Genomic DNA, 17744 nt, shown 5'->3' with positions numbered 1-17744 from the left:
ACCGGAACACTCCGAAGCCCGACCCGCACAATCCTCCTCATGAGGAGGGACCGATTCGTGAGCGGTCGTGGTATCCGCAACCGAGGATCGCCCATCGCCTGGCGAAGCCGGCACGACCATCGAAGTCGGACCCTCCCCGGTATACGAGCACCCTCACCATGTAACACCGCCGCAGCGGCGCGCCGACGATCTCCCTCCACCACGGTTTGATCCGCGCTGCCATGGCTGAGCGACGCGAGACCGGAGGCAGGGCGAAATGCAGGCCGCATGATCGAATGCATACGGAATCTGAGCGCGATCGGCGACGAACCGGGAACCGCAGCCCCGGCGGCACGATACAACCACCACCGAGCTTAGGGCGACGTGATCCTCGGCGGAGCGAAATCCAGACTGAGCGAATGATTCCGGCGATCGCGGGACCCTCCGGTCCGCGAGCAAAAATGGACCGGTTCACGCCTCGCCACCCCTTGAAAGCCACGCATACGTATGTATACTTGGCGCATGGATTTGAAGCCGATTGCCTATGAGCCCTATGCAGATCCCGACGATTTCATCCGGGAGGTGACCGACCTCATCTGGATCAAACGGGCGATCGGACACATCCGGGAGAACTACGTGGACGATTCGATCGTCCACGGTGTGTTGGGCACCTCGGTGACCCGCGAGGAGGTCATCCAGGGATGCCTGATGCGCATCTCGAACACCCCGAACCGGGTCGGTCAGGCCGAGGACATCATTTGGGAGGCCCGGGGTGACGACGCCTTCCTCAGCTCGCACCTCGTGCTGAGTACCGATCTGGAGAACCTCGACTTCCGCACCCGCGGGATCGCCAATTGCTTGTACCGCCGCGGCCGGATGGTGGAGGAATGGGTGGTACGTGACGGCGTCGCGGTCGCCCGACAGCTGGGCCAGGACCCCGACGAACTGGCCCGGTTGAAGGCATTTCGCGGATTCAGCGGTTCAATGGTGCAACCAGCGCCCGCCGATGTCATCGCCGTCGGTGACAGCGGTCCGCGCCCGGATGATCACCGGAGCGAGGTGCAGATGGTGCTCGAATTCATCGAGGCAGTCTGGAATGGGCGCGAACTCGAACGAGTCGAAGAGTTCTGGATCCGGGATCTGGTCCTCAACACTGTCGACGACCGGACGATCGTGCGCCCCGAGGGGTACCGGCGGGCGCTGCTGCGGATGCTGAGGCCGTTCCCGGGCGGAACGTTCGAAATTCGTGATGTCGCCACCCATGACTCACCGCGGTACGCGGGACTACGGGTGGCCGTCACCTGGAAATTCTCTGGAGTTTACGACGGGGCCGCCGATTTCGGGCCGCTGACCGGATCGCCGGTCGAGATCCTCGGCATCTCGCAGTTCCTGATCCAGTCTGGCCGTATCGTCAAGGAGACCCGGGTCTACGACGACATCGCGACCCGCGCTCAAATCTTCGCTGCGCGCGGGGACGAGCCGTTCCTGAGCCCGAACATCTACTGAGGACGACCCAGTGCGGTTGCCCGCGACCGCCACTCCGGCGAGCGCGGGCAACCGTCCCACAGCTCCACGCCGACTCCGCCCGAACAGCGTCGGCTTGAAGCCGGACCTCATGCACCGACGCCCGGAAGACGCGATACTTTTCGACCGCAGGATCGATCCGCACCCCGGGGCCTCCGGCCCTCGCAACCTGCCCAGGATGCGGCCCACCGTTTGCATCCGAACCCGCCCCTCGCCACACGCCGGCGATCCCGACGAGAGAATCGGAACAATGCCCGATACGAATCGGGCATCCATGGCAGCCAGGGAAAGTTCCGGTCTTGATGGTTGTCAGCGATCTTCTCGGTTCTTGCCGCGGTAGATACTCCCCGTCGCATCCGCCATCGATCGGGACGGCACACGACTCGAGCACCACGCCGGGCGGCCCGTCATCGACGGCCTCTTTGCAGTCCCCCGACCTCCAGGTACAACGCCGCCTTGCGATCCACACTCCAGCCGCCATGTCGCGCGCAAATCTCGTCGACCAACTCGCCCCACACCCTGACTCGGAGTCCATCCGTGGCTCCGTCCGGCTCGATGGCCATCACCTCCGCGCCGACGCCATCCACGGCGCCCGATCTGGCATGACAGATGGAGTCACCCTGGAGGCTGTCCCGGCGCGGCACGGCTTGCGTGGTCGTGGTGTGCTCGACGCCGGTGACACCACACGGGTCCGGTGATGGACAACGGTGAGCGCACGACCCCGGTTGACCACCGCGTCACAACGTGGTGGTCAACCGGCTGTCATGCCAAATCAAACAGGGAACCGTGTTCCAGCAGATGTCATCGCGATGCATCCAGACCGGGCCGCCGGCCGGGTTTGAACGAAGCGCGTGGGATCGACGAAATCCATTGCACAACACTATTCGATAGGTAAGTGCGAGACCGCGAGGCTAGATTCCGGCGAGGTATCCGGTCCCCCGCGACGTCGAGGAGACCGTCGACGAGGTCGAGATCCCTACTGCACCCCATTTCAGTGTGCCGTGGCGGGAGGGCTGCAGCACGGATGGAGGCTGCACCGACTGGGAACTGAAGGTCTCCAGAGAGCAGGTGGTGGCGGGGGTGGTTCCTCGACGCCGCACGGACTCGAAACGGATGCAGCGCCGCCGATCCCGTGCCCGCGTATGACGTGCGGGCACGGGTCGAGTCGTGGGAGTCGATGGTGACGTCGAGTAGTTCGCGCTCCCCGTGTCTTTCAGGCTCGTTCTCTTCGGTTGTGGCATCGTTGCCGAGCCCTTGCGGGCGGCGAGACTGTCCGGCGCTGGTTACCGCAGGTGAGGAGGAACGAGGACAGGTACCGTCCCCTCTGCCAGCACGCGAGCCACGGGACGGTCCGACCGTCGGTCGGGTCGGACTGCCCCGATGCTCTGCATTCACGCGGTCGACCACGTTGGCGACCACGTGCGCAATGCACGGTGGACGCGCTGCCGCTCACGGAACTCGATCAGGTCCGTCACCGGATTCTGCGGAGTCCGCCGAACATATCCATCAGCACGTGGCTGAGGTTGATCACCACGAGTCCGGCACCGGCATCGAATGCCTCCTGTGCGCGCTTCTCACTGGCGACGATCTCGAGCCACACACGTTCACCCGCGGAGACCGCGGTGTGCACCCGGTCCAGCGCCCCGACCACCTTCGGGTCGGATGATGTGGGGACACCCATTGACACGGCGAGGTCGGCGGGCCCACCCATGACACCGTCGACCCCGGGCACCGAGACGATGTCCTCGACGTTGCGGCACCCGATCTCGGATTCGACCATCACGATCACGACCGTTTGTTCCGTGTCGGCCGTCAGATGGTCTGCGGCGGAGACACTTCCGAATCCTCCCGCCCGCCCGTAGGTGGCAAAGCCGCGGTCCCCCACGGGCGCATACCGGGCGGCACGAACGACGTCGGCGGCTTGCTCCGCATCGTCCACGTGAGGAACCACGATCCCGGTCGCCCCGTGATCGAGCACCCGCTGGATCAGGGCCGGCTCGTTCTGGCCGACGCGGACCAGCACATCCATCCCGTGCAGTTGCGCGGCGGTGATGTGCTGACGCAGGGGAATCAGGTCGGCGGGCCCGTGTTCGCAATCGATGAGCACGTAGTCGATTCCCGACATACCCGCCATCTCGACGAGTTCCTCGGCGGGCATCCGGACCAGCACACCCAGCAGTTGCTCCCCGGCCGCGAGGCGCTCCTTCATCCGGCCGGTCATCGTGCCACCATCCCGGCCGACAGGTCGATGTCCGCGGCACACAGACCGGGCATCGCGAGCATCGCGAGCACCGAACTCGCTACCTCCTGCTCCGTGACCATGCGCCCCAGGGCCGCGCGCGAGACGAACGCCTGCTCCGCCTGCTCGTAGTTGGTGCCGGTGCGCTCGGCCTCGAGCCGGAAGTTGCGGTGCATGCGGGCACTGTCCACCGGTCCCGGGGACAGCGAGTTCACACTCACACCGAGCGGTCCCACCTCCGCGGCCAGGGTGGTGGTCAGCCCGATGACGGCCATCTTCGACGCACAGTATGGAGTCCTGCGGGCCAGCGGACGCTTACCCGACACCGACGCCAGGTTGATGACGTCTCCCCGCCCGGCGGCCACCATGCCGGGAACGAATTCCCGGCACATCAGGTAGACACCGCGGACGTTGACCGCGAACACCTCATCCCACTCGTCGGGTTCGATGTCGGTCAACGCTGCCACCGGACCCGGGATTCCGGCGTTGTTGACCAGGATGGAGATGTCCTCGTCCGCCAGCTCGGCCGCCAGCCCCGCCACCGACAGCGGTGTTGCCACGTCGGCGACGGCGACCCGGACCGCACCACCGTGCTTCGCCGCGACCGCGGTCAGCTTCTGTTCGTCCCGGCCGACGACGATCACGCGTGCACCGGCCTCCACCAGCGCCCCGGCGATGGCGGCACCGAGCCCGCTGCCACCGCCGGTCACGAGCGCGGTGCGGCCGCCCACGTACGGGTTCACGCCGATGCACCCGCGGACATCTGATCGCTCCACGCCAGCGGTGCGCCGGCGTATTTCGCGGCCCGGACGTCACCGGAGCGTGCGTGGCCCTCGAAGAGTTCGACGCGTGCGGCCCGGCCGCAGACCTCGCCGAGGTGTGCGCTCGACGACCGGTCGGTGACCTCGGAGTAGGTCACCGTCTTGAGGTATTTGCCGACCCACAGCCCTCCCGTGTAGCGGGCGGAGCCGCGCGTCGGCAGCACATGGTTGGTGCCGATCACCTTGTCGCCGTATGAAACGCACGTGCCTTCACCAAGGAACAGGCCGCCGTAGTTGGTCATCTTCGCCAAGGCCTCGCGCGGGTTCGCGGTGAGGACCTCCACGTGCTCGCTGGCGTACGTATCGGCCAGCGTGTAGGCCTCGTCGAGGGAGTCCACCACGATGACCTCACCGTGATCACGCCAGGCCGGTTCGGCGAAGTCCTTGGTGGGCATGTCGGGCAGGATCTTCTCGATGTGTTCGAGCACCTTCCGGCCGAGTTCGGCGGAGGTCGTGATCAGCACCGCCGGCGAGTCGGGTCCGTGCTCGGCCTGGGAGAGCAGGTCGACCGCGACGACGAACGGATCGGCGTCGGCGTCGGCGATCACCAGGACCTCGGTGGGGCCGGCGAACAGGTCGATACCGACCTCACCGAACAATTGACGCTTGGCCTCGGCGACGTAGGCATTGCCCGGGCCGGCCAGCAGGTCCACCCGACCGACCGTCTCGGTGCCGCAGGCAAGCGCGCCGATGGCCTGGACGCCGCCGAGCAGGTAGATCTCGTCGGCGCCGGCGAGGTGCATGGCCGCGACGGTGGCGGCGGGGATCTCGCCCCGGATCGGCGGCGTGCAGGCGGCGACGGACGGAACACCCGCCACCTTGGCTGTCACGATGGTCATGTGCGCGGACGCCGTGAGTGGGTACCGCCCGCCGGGAACGTAGGCGCCGACGCGGTTGATCGGAATGTGCCGCTGGCCGAGATGAACTCCGGGGAGGGTCTCTACCTCGAAGTCGGTGAGCGAATCACGCTGATGCTGAGCGAAGGTGCGGACCTGTCGTTGGACGAACTCGATGTCCTCGATCACCTGCGCGGGCACTCCGGCGATGATCTCCTCGATCTTCGCCTGCGACAGCAGGAACGATTCCGGGCTCCACTGGTCGAATGTCTGCGACCACTTGCGGACCGCGGCGTCGCCGTTGGCACGGATGTCGTCGAGGATCGATGTCACCTTCGCGCCGACTTCGGTGCGATCGCGCCGAACCGACTCGGCGACAATCGGCTTCTTCAGAACTTCTGACATGTCAACTCCTGTGAGGTGGTGGCGGGTAGCCAGTCGTGGATGAGTGCGGCGATGTCGTCGGGACGCTCCCAGGTGCTGACGTGGCCGGCGCCGGGAAGTGAAGCAAGACAAGAATATTCGACCGACGCCGCGATGCTGTGATGATAGGGCGGGGGGCACAGTCGGTCCGCGCCTGCGGAGATGACCAGTGTCGGGCACCGCGTCTGTGTCAGGGCGGCGAACGCACTGCGCCGGGTGTGCTGGGCGGCGAGCTGCGTGATGAAGACCTCGGGTCCCACCCGGTCCGCCATGGCGAGGAACCGCTGCCGCAGCTGCGTGGGCGGGGTCGTGGTGGCGAACATCTGCGGGAGTATCGAGGTGGCCACCACCGCGGCGAAGTCGCCGGCCCGGGTGCGCCGCGCCAATTCCGTCCACTGCTGCTTCTGCGTCGTCGTGGGCGCGGCGGCGTTGGTGGAGAGCGCGCAGAATCCGGCGACCCGTTCGGGGGCCAGCCGCAGCACTTCGAAGCCGACGATCGCACCCAGACTCAGTCCGGCCAGGATGAACGTGCCGGGCACGCTCGAGAGCACCTGCTCGGCCATTGCGCGGATGGTCGGTGCGTCGATCACGGCGTCGACCGTCGGTACGTCCAGGCGCGTGCGGACATCGGACCACAGGTCGGCGTCGCAGAGCATCCCCGGAACGAGGACCATCGGTGGCTGCCCGCTCACGTCACGACCCGATCCGCCGGGGCACCAACGCGTACGGGGCGAGGTAGCCGTTGTGGTCGATCGCGTCGCCGGCGTCGGCAGCGGCCTTGACGACCTCGTCGTCCCAGTCCAGCCGGACGCGTCCGTCACCGCTGTTGACGACCAGCAGTAGTCCGGTTCCGGAGCCGACATTGCGGACCGAGCGGTAGGCGCCCCGGGGGATGGACACCATGTCCCACGGTCCGAGGGTGATGGTGAGCGCGTCGGCACCGCGGTTGAGCGTGATCTCCCATTCGCCGTCCTTGACCATCAGCACCTGGTTCTCGTCGTGCCGGTGCAGCGAGACGCCCTGCTCCGGTTCGGCGCGTAGCCAGGCGATGTTGTGGCCGTGCGGGTTGTAGATGCGCGGCTCCTGATCGACGTCCTCGCTCATGCCGAAGCCGATGACCAGACCGAGTTCGGCGCCGCCGCCGGGAATCTTCGAGTCGAGGAGGGCGCGGGCTGACCACTGAATGTTGTCCGGTGTCGCGATCCGCGAGGCCATCTTCGCGGTGCTGAAGGTGCGCAGCCCGGCGATCTGCTCGGCGCTGATCGGCTCGAGGAGATCGACGGCGTCGGGTAGTTCGTCACCGGCGACGGTGTCGATCAGCTTGTTGTCCGATGTCAGATACAGACCGTGCCCCTTGGCCTCCTCGAGGACGGACGGTCCCCAGATGATGCCGCCGGTGTCGTCCATGCCCAGGGCGGTGAACAAGATGCCGTCGTCCGGGCCGATGTTGGTGAAGCCGCGGAAGATCCAGGTGGGCATCGACGCGATCTCGCCCTCGCGGAGCAGAATTTCACCCTCTTTCCCGTCGGCACCCCAGCGCAGCAGGTACTCGCCTCGGAAGCAGAGGAAAACCTCCGCCGTGAAGTGCAGATGCAGATTGTTGGTGACGCCGTTCGGCATGGCCGCGGCGCCGATCTGGAATCCGTGCGGCTCGCGGAGGTTCACCACCTGACTCGAGCTCTGCGTGACGCCGCGGCCGATCATCGAGTAATTCTGCTTCTTGTCCGAGCCGGGTGTGCGGCAGTCGATGAACGCCTGGTTGCAGGACACGAAGTCGGACTGGCGGATGGTGCGGCGGGTGAGTTCTTCGGCGGTAACGGTGACGTCGGATGACATCGGGCCTCCCAAATCGACGGGTGGGTCGAAGCGCTGATCGGATTCGTCGGGCCGCGGTCTGAGACCAGCGAACCCGGAAGATTTATACGTATGTATCGTGGCAGAGCCGCCGTCTCCTGTCAACGACACACCGCCGCCGACGGCCGTTTAGTCGATGTTTTCGGCGGTTAACGCCGCTACCACGCCCGTTCTCGGCGCCGCGGCGCCCGGCGGAGGGCGAGCCCGGCGCCGTTTCGCCGCGCGCCATCTATGATCCGTATACATCGGATAGCCCACCGGTGCGCGAAGGCGCGACGGTCCACACTGATCAGGAGCGAAATGGCCATCACCAGTCGTGACGTCGCCCGGCTGGCCGGAGTGTCGCAGCCGACGGTCTCCCGGGCGTTGCGCGGAGACCCGCGCGTGGCCGCCGAGACCCGCGCCCGGATCGAGAACGCCGTGGCGGCGCTGGGCTACGTGCCCAGCGAGGCGGGCCGAAGCCTGGTGACCCGGACGACGCGGCGGATCGGCATCGTCGTGAGCGATCTGACCAACCCGTTCTACCCCCACCTCCTCGGCCCCTTGCACGACACCCTCGAGCAGCACGGCTACCGGATGATGGTGTTCGCGGAGCGGTCCGACAGCCAGGTGTCCATCGAGCAGCTCGTCGACGGCTCGGTGGACGGGGTGGTGCTGCTGACCAGCAACGTCGGCTCCCCGCTCCCGCATGAGCTGCACCGTCGTGGACTTCCGTTCGTGTTCCTCAACCGAGAGAGCAGCCTCGGACTGGGCGACGCCGCGGTGGTGGACAACGAACAGGGCGGTCGACTTGCCGGGATCCGACTCGCCGAACTCGGGCATCGGCGCATCGCCGGGATCTTCGGACCTCAGACCACGAGCACCGGACGCGACCGCGAGATGGGTTTTCGCCTCGCGCTCGCCGACTCCGGCATCGGCCTGCCACCGGAGCTCACCCGGCGCGGCCCGTTCGAGTTCGACACGGGATACCAGGCCATGCAAGAACTTCTCTCACTGCCGACGCGTCCGACGGCGGTATTCTGCGGCAATGACGTCGTCGCGATCGGCGCGATGAACGCCGCCCTCGCCCAGGGCGTCGAGGTCCCCGCCGATCTGAGCGTGATCGGCTTCGACGATATCCCGATGGCCGCGTGGGAGACCTTTCGGCTCACCAGCATCGGTCACAACCTCGAAAAGATGGCCGCGGCAGCTGCAGGGCTGCTGGTCGAGCGGCTCGCCTCCCCCGCTGCCGGCGCGCCGCCGCGCCGGGTCGTCCTCGAGCCCCATCTGGTCGAGCGGGCGACGCTGGCACCGCCACCCGCCTGACCCGCAACGTCACATACGTACTTCGGTGCCATTTCTTTCGTCGGCGATCACGACAGCGCCAATGAGGGATCGCAGCGTGGGCCCGGCACATTACTGCAGGTAAAGGCCCTGTAGGTCCCGCAGGACACCCGGATACCCCGCGGCGTTGCCGCAGATCCGCTCTTGCGAAACCGCTATACATACGCATACACTCGGGTTTCCCCTTGTGAGCCGCGTTACATCGCCGGCGACACTGGCCCCAACACCCCTCCCTTGAAGGAGTTCCGAGTGACCACCCGATGCACCCTGGCCCACTCCGAATCCGTGGACAGCCACCGATCATGTCCGTCCGGAAGCCGAGCACAGCGGTGAGCACGACAACGGCCGCCCGCGCGGGCGCGACGGACCGCAGACGCCCCTCCGCGTGGCGTCGGGTGGGCGTCCCGTATGCACACCTGGCGCCGGCGCTGATCGCCGTCGCGCTCACCACGATCTATCCCCTCGGGGTCGCCCTGTCCAACAGCTTCCGACATTGGCGGGTGAACGAGACCCGCACCCCGCAGGAATTCGTCGGCCTGCAGCAGTACGAAAAAGCGTTCACCGACAGCAACTTTCACAACGCGGTGTGGGTTACCCTGATCTTCACCGTCATCTCGGTCGTCCTTTCGGTCGGGCTCGGACTCGCGATGGCGCTGGTACTGAACCGTGTGAACTGGCTGTCCGGTCTCACCAAGGCGCTGCTGATCCTCCCGTTCGCCGTTGCCCCGGCACTGAAGGGCTATTCGTGGCGATTCATGTTCAGCCCCGACTACGGCGTCTACGACAAGATGCTCAAGACGTTGCTACCGTTCACCGATTCCATCAACTGGCTCGGTGAACCGTTCTGGGCATTGATGGTGATCGTGCTCAGCGAGGTCTGGGGCTGGGCGCCGCTCATCGCGCTGATGTTCCTCGGTGGCCTCGGATCCATCTCCCCCGAGATTCGCGACGCCGCCCGCGTCGACGGAACCAACGCCTGGCAGGAGTTCTGGAAAATCAGTTTCCCGTTGTTGCGGCCACTGATCCTCATCGTCGTGTTCCTCAAGGCCGTCTTCTCGGTCAAGATCTTCGACCAGGTGGTCACGATCACCTCCGGCGGACCCGGTCGGGCGACGGAATCGCTGAACTTCTTCGTGTATTCGCAAGGATTCACCTTCCTGGACATCGGCTACGCCTCCGCCGTGTCCTGGATCCTCGTCGTGATTCTCGGCGCCCTCGCCGCCGGGTACCTCTGGCTCATGGGAAGGCAGGAGTCGAAATGACCGACACACTCGACCGCGAAGGAGCGCGGACCCGACCCGCGGTTCCCAAGCGCCACAAGCCGCGCAAGACGGGCATGCAGGCTGTCACCGGCGTCGCCCGCACCATCGCCACACTGGCCATCCTGTTCTTCGTGATGTTCCCGATCGTGTGGCTGACGCTCACCGCGTTCAAGCCGGAGAGGGAAGTGTTCGCCACATCCATCTTCTTCAGTCCTTCCCTGGACAACTTCCGCGGAATCATCGGCGGGGCCAACGATCTGGTCCACCCGATGCTCAACAGCATCATCATCGCGGTGATCACCACGGTCATCTCCGTGCCGCTGGCCCTGCTGGCGGCCTATGCGTTCTCCCGGTACCGGTTTCCCGGCGCGAAATCCGTGCTCCTGGGAATCGTTGCCACCCAATTCATTCCGGGGGTCGCGATCGCCCTCCCGTTCCTCACGATGTTCCGCGACCTCGGCCTGCTGGACACCCACCTCGCCCTGATCATCACCAATCTGGCCATCGTGGTGCCCTACAACACCTGGTTGCTCAAGGGATTCGTCGACGGGCTCCCGATCGAGGTCGAGGAAGCCGCCAGGCTGGACGGATGCGGACAGCTGATGCTGCTGTGGCGCGTCATCACCCCGCTCGCCGCACCCGGGATCTTCGTGTCCGTGGTCTTCGCCTTCCTTCTTTCCTGGAACGAATTCCTCTTCCCGACATTCCTCGCCAGGGCCAACGCCGTCACCCTGCCCGTCTCCCTGATGACACTGGATCAGCCCAACGGTGTCCTCTGGGGCCAGATGGCCGCGGCCGGCCTGCTCGTGATGGTTCCGATGATCGTCCTGGCAACCCTCGTTCGTAAACACTTCGCACAGGGCATGACACTAGGAGCGGTCAAATGACCCGACGAACCCGCCGCCTCCGGAGCGTCGTTCCGGCCACCATCGCCCTCGTCGTCGCGCTACTCGCGTCCGCCTGCGGATCCGGTCCCACCACCGAGGACTTCCTCTCCCAGGTGAAACCCGGATCCGTGGACGAACTCGGGCTTCTCGAAGGAAAGCCGTACGACGGAACCCACATCCGCTTTCTCACCTGCTGCACCGCGGTGCCGCAATTCGCCGCATTGAACGAGCGGACGAAGCAATTCACCGAACGCACCGGCATCACCGTCGAGTGGTCCAACATCCCCTATGCCGCCTTCTTGCAGAAGATCGTTGCGGAAAGTGCCATCGGAGGCGGTACCTACGACGTCCTGATCTGGCCCGACGCCTGGGGCCCCTCACTGAAGATCGGCGTCCAGCCCCTCGACGAGGTGATGAAGAAGGACGGCATCACCCTCGACGACTTCTCCGGGCCCTTCCGCAATGCGGCAGGCGCCGGTGACCCGGAGGCCACCTACGGTCTGCCCTTTCGAGGGTTCTCCTACAACCTCTTCTACCGCAAGGACATCTACGCCCAACTCGGACTGGAACCGCCCACCACCTGGGACGAGTACTACCAGCAGTTGGAGCTGATCAAGAACCGCACCGACAAGAGTCCGCTCGCCGGGCAGTTCAGCCGCAACAACGGCCAGGACCTCTACACCTGGCTGACCATGCTGTGGAGCAACGGCGCAGAACTGTTCGACGACGCCGGGGCGCCCGCATTCACCAGTCCGGAAGCAATCGCTGCCACGCAGAAATATCTGGAAACGGTCCGGAAGGGATACACGCCGCCGGCGTCCACCAACTGGGGTGAACTCGACGCGACGAACGCCTTCATGAAGGGAACCGCCGCGACTGTGCTCACGTGGTCCTGGTGGCTCGAGGACTTCACGAATCCGAGCAAGGCCGCACCCGAACTCGCCGGCAACGTCGGGGTCGCCTCACTGCCCGGTTTCCCCGGCGAGGACCCGTCGAGCTACGCGTTTACCTGGCTCACCGGGGTCCTCGATACGTCGAAGCATCAGGGCGCGGCGTGGGAATACGTCAAGTGGCTGACCGGCGCCGCAACCGAACGCGAGATCGCCCTCGACAAGAGCGATCCGGCCACCACGACCGGGATCACCGTCCACAACTCGAACATGCTCGACCCGCAGGTCAACGCGGCCAACCAGGGACTACCCCAGCTCCAGTACGGCACGCTGCAGTCGGCGCGGGCGATCCCGATGAATCTCGACTGGCCACGCATCATGGACATTCTGGCCGTCGCCGTCAACGAGATGGCGAACGGAGCGGACGTCCGAAGCAAGCTGGACGAGGCCGCACACGAGATTCGGGAACTCGACCGATGACCACCGCCACGAAGACGTCCGCTGGTCCCCCGGTCATCGTGACGCGCGGAAGGAGCGGAGCGCCCGACCACACGACCAGCGCTTGCCGTCTCGCCACCGCACGGTACCGGCCCGCACTCGACACCGATGCTGCCGAGTGCACATGCGTAAGCATCACCGACCCCGGGGTCCTGGACATCACCTGCCACACCCCTCGAAACCGCTCCGCCGACCCACCGCAGACCCCTTCAGGAAGGGCATGACATGGCCACCGTCAGCTACGACAGCGCCACCCGCCGCTACCCCGGCACCGACATCGCCGCGGTCGACCAACTCGACCTCGATATCCAGGACGGCGAATTCCTCGTCCTGGTCGGACCGTCCGGATCGGGAAAGACCACCGCCCTGCGCATGCTGGCCGGACTCGAGGACATCGACGAGGGAGGAATCTCGATCGGCGGACGCGAGGTGACGACCGTGGCACCGAAGGACCGCGACATCGCGATGGTGTTCCAGTCCTACGCGCTGTACCCACACATGTCCGTCGGCGACAACATGGGCTTCGCGCTCAAACTCCGCGGTGAGGACAAAGCGGTCGTCAAGGAGAAGGTCGCCGAAGCCGCCCGCCTCCTCGATCTGACTCCATTCCTCGATCGCAAGCCCAAAGCATTGTCGGGCGGTCAGCGCCAGCGCGTGGCGATGGGGCGCGCGATCGTCCGCGATCCATCGGTGTTCCTGATGGACGAACCGCTGTCCAACCTCGACGCCAAACTCCGTGTCGAGACCCGCGCCAACATCGCCGCCCTCCAGCAACGGCTGGCCACCACCACCGTGTACGTCACCCACGATCAGGTGGAGGCGATGACGATGGGGCACCGGGTGGCGGTACTGAAGGACGGCCTCCTGCAGCAGGCCGCCACCCCCCGCGAACTCTACGAACGGCCGGCCAACGCCTTCGTCGCGGCCTTCATCGGCTCACCCGGAATGAACCTGACAACGGTGCCGGTGTCCCCGGTGGGCGTCGAGTTCGGCGAACTCACCGTTCCCGTGCCGCGGTCCGCCGTATCCGGTCTGGACGAAGTCACCTTCGGAATTCGGCCGGAAGCACTGCAATTGGTCGGGCCCGCCGACGACGGATTCGACCTCGCCGTCGAACTGGTCGAGGAACTCGGCGCCGACGCCTACATCTACGGCACCGTTCTGAGCACCTCCGGGGCACATCGGGTCAACGTGCGCGTGGACGGCCGCACGCCTCCCCGGCTCGGGCAGAGGGTACGGGTCGGCATCCGCAACGTGGCCGAGACCCACTTGTTCCACCCGGTCACCGGGGCACGATTGCTCGGTTGAGCAACCAACCAGCAGTCGACGGCCGCCGCCCACCCCGATCGGCCCTGCACGACATGACCGACACCGCGCCCGTCGATCCGTCGATCTGTCCACCAGCGCGCGCTCGTAGCGCCGGCTTATTATCAGATAATCACGAAGGACACCCACCATGCCCAAGACTGACGACCAGTCGCCCGCCATCGCCGCAACGGCGACAAACGGCAATGCCAGTGCCACGACGGCGAAATCCGGTTCGCCCCGCACGATGCCGCCGAACTTCGACATCGCCGTCCGGCCCGCCAACGGTGCGGACATGCCCGGCTATCCCACCGGGGAACGTCGACATTCGATGCGCGGCTTCGAAGACCAGTACACCGACATCGTCGACTACATCGTCCGCATCACCCATCGCATCTGGGAGGACCAGGACGTGGGCTACATCTACGACACCTACGCCCCCGGCTGCCGGGTCTCCAACGACAGCGGATTCGCCTTCGGTGTCGAACACATGGTGGAAGGCACCATCCAATCGATCAACGCCTTCCCCGATCTGCGCCTGTACTCCGACGACGTCATCTGGGCCGGCGACGACGACCAGGGATTCGTCACCTCCCACCGGGCGATCAACATCGGCCACCACACCGGACCGTGGCAATGGGGGCCGCCGACCGGCCGCAAACTCGAAACCTGGGTCATCGCAAACTGCCTCGTACGCGAGAACGAGATCGTCGAGGAATGGGTGCTCTACAACATGGGCGCCAAGCTCAAACAGCTCGGCATCGACGTCGTCGACGCGGCGCGGGCTTACGGCAACAACGGAGGCATCGCACCGTTGACCGAACGCGACTACACCGAGGTCGCCCGACTGGCGGGGGGCCGCAAACCACTGCCCTACCCACAGGCCAGCACCCGCACCGGCTTCGATGTCGAGCACACCGTGCGTGCACTGTTCCACGACGTGTTCAACCGGCGCGACTTCAGCGCCATCAACAAGGCCTACTCCCCCACCGTCCTCTTCCACGGCGCAACAAATCGCGAAGGACACGGCCGAAACGACGTCCGCGCCTTCGCCCGCGGACTGCTCTCGACGTTCCCCGACCTCGGAGTAGCCGTCGACGAGGTGTATTGGATGGGCAACGACCGCGACGGATACCGGGCCAGCGTGCGGTGGACCGGCACCGGAACGCACCGCGGCTACGGGTTCTACGGAACACCGACAGGACGGCGAGCTCACCTCTGGGGAATTACCCAGTTGTACATCGCCGACGGACGCATCACCGAAGAATGGAACCTGTTCAACGAATTCGATGTTCTCGCACAGCTTCTCCGAGACGACGAATCAGCAGGTTTGCTCCGCTGACTGCAACACCCGATCGATAGAGACTGCAGCGGAGGGCGGTGTGCGCACTCGACGAGTTCCCGTCTGGGCACACCGCCCCCATCGCTGACGCCCCGAATACACGGCGCTACAACCCTTGAGCGAGTTCGCTCGCCCGAATGGCCGGGGCGGGTTCCCCCGCGCACAGAAGCGTCAGAGAAGTTCTGGCCACACGAGAAGACGGAGAGGCCCCGCACCTCCCACCCCACACGCGGCGGCGGCGCCGCTCGGGCGCGCCGGATCGGTCACGGTTCACCGAGTCAGCCCGCGATGACCGCCCCTTACGAGTCTGGGCGTCCAACCGCCGTCCACGTGGCGGGTGCAGCACGGGGATTCGTCTGCGAACTCCGGACTTCGTCTGCCGCAGCGGAGTCCTTCTCCGCACCTCACGTAGTGGTGCGCCGATCTGACCGTCGGCAACGAGGAACCCCCGGCCCCGGCGGGGCGGGAGCTGCGCCGACAGCACCGACCTGGTGTCGGGCCTACTCCGTGTCGTCCACCGAAGAATGGAACACCGTCTGATGGCCATCAGTGTTTTCGATTTGTTCTCCATCGGCATCGGGCCGTCGAGCTCGCACACTGTGGGACCCATGCGCGCCGGCGCGTTGTTCGTCGAGGAGGTCGAGAACGTCGTCGGCGTCCGGTCGGTCACCCGCCTGGAGGTTGATCTCTACGGTTCGCTCGCGGCGACCGGGCGTGGGCACGGCACCCTTGGCGCCGTGCTCCTCGGGCTCGAAGGCAACACACCGGAATCGATTGAGCCCGCCTACGCGCACAACCGTGTCGCGCAGATCGAGGCCGATGGTCGCCTGGACTTGGGATCGGCGAAGGAGCTCGCCTTCGACCCCGGGAACATCGGGATGCACCCGCTCACCGTCAGGGACCGCCACACCAACACCATCCGGTTCGCCGTCCACACCGACTCGGCCGCCGCCGACTACACCCGCGAGGAACTCGCGGCGGTCATCCCGGCGCACGAGGCGGTGTATTACTCGATCGGCGGAGGATTCGTCGAGCGACACGGCCAGACCGGCGGCGACTCCCCTACCGTGCCGGTGCCGCTGCCGTTCCGCACCGGGGCGGAGCTCTTGGCGATCTGCGCGAGGGAGAATCTGTCGATCAGTGACGTCATGTGGCGCAACGAACTCGCATACCGCAACTCGGACCAGGTCCGTGCGGGTCTGCTCGAGATTTGGCAGGTGATGGCCGACTCGATCCGCAGTGGTTTCACCGCCGAGGGGTTTCTGCCCGGGGCGCTGCGGGTGAAGCGGCGGGCACCCGAGTTCCACCGTCGGCTGATCACCCGCCGGACTACCGTCGACCATGCCGACTCCATGGATTGGCTCAACGTCGCCGCGATGGCCGTCAATGAGGAGAACGCTGCCGGCGGACGCATTGTCACCGCGCCGACCAATGGCGCCGCCGGCATCGTGCCCGCCGTACTGTTCTGGGCCCTGCGCTACCTCCCTGGTCTCGCGGACGCCGACGCGCGGGACGCCGCGGTTGTGAGGTATCTGCTCACCGCCGCGGCGATCGCCGTCCTCTACAAGGAGCAGGCATCGATCTCCGGAGCCGAAGTCGGCTGTCAGGGCGAGGTGGGCTCGGCCTGCTCGATGGCCGCGGGGGCCCTCGCCGGCCTCCTCGGTGCTACCCCCGCCCAGGTCGAGAACGCCGCTGAGATCGGCATCGAACACAACCTCGGCCTCACCTGCGACCCGGTCGGCGGCCTCGTGCAAATCCCCTGCATCGAACGCAATGCCATCGCCGCCGTCAAGGCCGTCAACGCCGCGAAGATCGCCGTGCACGGCGACGGTACCCACCGAGTCTCGCTCGACCAGGCCATCGAGACCATGCGCCAGACCGGTATGGACATGCTGTCGAAGTACAAGGAGACCTCCCAGGGCGGCCTCGCCGTCAACGTCCCGCAATGCTGACCACCCCGCCCGGGCCCGACCCCACGTCGGGTCGATCACCGGTTCTCGTGGTGCCAGATCCCTCCTCCTTCCACCGGGAAGTGGATGGACGGCACGAGTGGGATCCGAACTGCGATCGGCGAGCTCGCCGGCGTCACCCGTGCAGGTTGGACCTCTTCGGCAGGGCGACATCCACGAGGAGTTGATGCGGCCGGCGATCGCGGCCGCGCACCGCAGGAAGAGACACTCCACGCCCCTGCGTCGGGAGGTGGCCTCGGTGCCGTCGGCCAGACCGGCCGATCCCGCGCTCATACCAGTTTCTGGTCCTTCACTAGGGCACGCACAATGGCGCGATCGGTCGGACGCCACGGCCACTGCCTGTCCCGCGGACCGATATCGGTCGCGGCGCCGGCCAGGAAGGTGCCGAGCCGCCTTCGCGTGGCCCTAGACGGCGGTCGATTCCGAGATCTGTTTCTATGACTACACGCGCGGATAGCCCGGTACCGCCCCGGACGCAGTCCTTGGGGAAGATCGGTGACCACCCGGCCCGCGAAGCGTTCGAGTTCCAGATCCAGGCCGTTGCCGGGTCGAGGAACTGAGCGCCACCGACGGGATCGTAATCGGCCTGTT

At 66.2% G+C, this 17744-nt stretch carries 13 protein-coding genes; 8 read left to right on the top strand and 5 right to left on the bottom strand.

The window, feature by feature from the left end:
* Positions 1–501: 501 nt before the first annotated feature.
* Entirely contained in the window at positions 502–1485 is a 984-nt protein-coding gene (locus tag WKC72_RS40240; protein ID WP_370184769.1) for an ester cyclase, read from the top strand.
* Positions 1486–2974: 1489 nt separating this feature from the next.
* On the opposite strand, the gene WKC72_RS40235 is transcribed toward WKC72_RS40240, so the two are convergent.
* Genes WKC72_RS40235 through WKC72_RS40215 form a run of 5 tightly spaced genes read right to left on the bottom strand, consistent with a single transcriptional unit; the run spans position 2975 to position 7658 of the window.
* Positions 2975–3724: an HpcH/HpaI aldolase/citrate lyase family protein gene (locus tag WKC72_RS40235; RefSeq protein WP_370184767.1), complete on the bottom strand. Its 750-nt coding sequence runs from the start codon at positions 3722–3724 to the stop codon at positions 2975–2977.
* Entirely contained in the window at positions 3721–4485 is a 765-nt protein-coding gene (locus tag WKC72_RS40230) for an SDR family NAD(P)-dependent oxidoreductase (RefSeq protein ID WP_370184765.1), read from the bottom strand. The genes WKC72_RS40235 and WKC72_RS40230 overlap by 4 nt, the downstream gene beginning before the upstream one ends.
* A complete protein-coding gene (hisD, locus tag WKC72_RS40225) occupies positions 4482–5804 on the bottom strand; it encodes a histidinol dehydrogenase (RefSeq protein WP_370184763.1) in 1323 nt (440 codons plus the stop codon). The genes WKC72_RS40230 and hisD overlap by 4 nt, the downstream gene beginning before the upstream one ends.
* Positions 5789–6514, bottom strand: coding sequence for an alpha/beta fold hydrolase (locus tag WKC72_RS40220; RefSeq protein WP_370184761.1), 726 nt, complete (start codon positions 6512–6514; stop codon positions 5789–5791). Before WKC72_RS40220 ends, hisD begins: the two co-directional genes overlap by 16 nt.
* Position 6515: 1 nt before the next feature.
* Positions 6516–7658 (bottom strand): hypothetical protein, encoded by a 1143-nt coding sequence (locus WKC72_RS40215; protein ID WP_370184759.1) that lies wholly within the window; start codon positions 7656–7658, stop codon positions 6516–6518.
* 318 nt (positions 7659–7976) lie between these two features.
* On the opposite strand from WKC72_RS40215, the gene WKC72_RS40210 reads away from it, so the two are divergent.
* The 7 genes from WKC72_RS40210 to WKC72_RS40180 all read left to right on the top strand — a co-directional run bounded on the left by WKC72_RS40210 (position 7977) and on the right by WKC72_RS40180 (position 17135).
* Positions 7977–8981, top strand: a complete 1005-nt coding sequence (locus tag WKC72_RS40210; RefSeq protein ID WP_370184757.1) for a LacI family DNA-binding transcriptional regulator — start codon at positions 7977–7979, stop codon at positions 8979–8981.
* A 347-nt stretch (positions 8982–9328) separates the two neighbouring features.
* On the top strand, positions 9329–10261 hold the full coding sequence (locus WKC72_RS40205; protein ID WP_370184756.1) for a carbohydrate ABC transporter permease: 933 nt from the start codon (positions 9329–9331) through the stop codon (positions 10259–10261).
* Positions 10258–11148: a carbohydrate ABC transporter permease gene (locus WKC72_RS40200; protein ID WP_370184754.1), complete on the top strand. Its 891-nt coding sequence runs from the start codon at positions 10258–10260 to the stop codon at positions 11146–11148. The genes WKC72_RS40205 and WKC72_RS40200 overlap by 4 nt, the downstream gene beginning before the upstream one ends.
* Positions 11145–12518, top strand: coding sequence for an ABC transporter substrate-binding protein (locus WKC72_RS40195; protein WP_370184752.1), 1374 nt, complete (start codon positions 11145–11147; stop codon positions 12516–12518). The genes WKC72_RS40200 and WKC72_RS40195 overlap by 4 nt, the downstream gene beginning before the upstream one ends.
* 243 nt (positions 12519–12761) lie before the next feature.
* Positions 12762–13844: an ABC transporter ATP-binding protein gene (locus WKC72_RS40190; protein WP_370184750.1), complete on the top strand. Its 1083-nt coding sequence runs from the start codon at positions 12762–12764 to the stop codon at positions 13842–13844.
* A 148-nt stretch (positions 13845–13992) separates the two neighbouring features.
* Entirely contained in the window at positions 13993–15183 is a 1191-nt protein-coding gene (locus tag WKC72_RS40185) for an ester cyclase (protein ID WP_370184748.1), read from the top strand.
* Between the two features lie 539 nt (positions 15184–15722).
* Positions 15723–17135 (top strand): L-serine ammonia-lyase, encoded by a 1413-nt coding sequence (locus tag WKC72_RS40180; protein WP_370185523.1) that lies wholly within the window; start codon positions 15723–15725, stop codon positions 17133–17135.
* The last annotated feature ends 609 nt before the right edge of the window (positions 17136–17744 follow it).

Origin of the sequence: Rhodococcus wratislaviensis (assembly GCF_041228765.1) — a bacterium.
GTDB lineage: Bacteria > Actinomycetota > Actinomycetes > Mycobacteriales > Mycobacteriaceae > Rhodococcus_F > Rhodococcus_F wratislaviensis.
The sequence above is the reverse complement of the archived record's forward strand: the minus strand, read 5'-3'. Positions and strand labels throughout refer to the sequence as shown.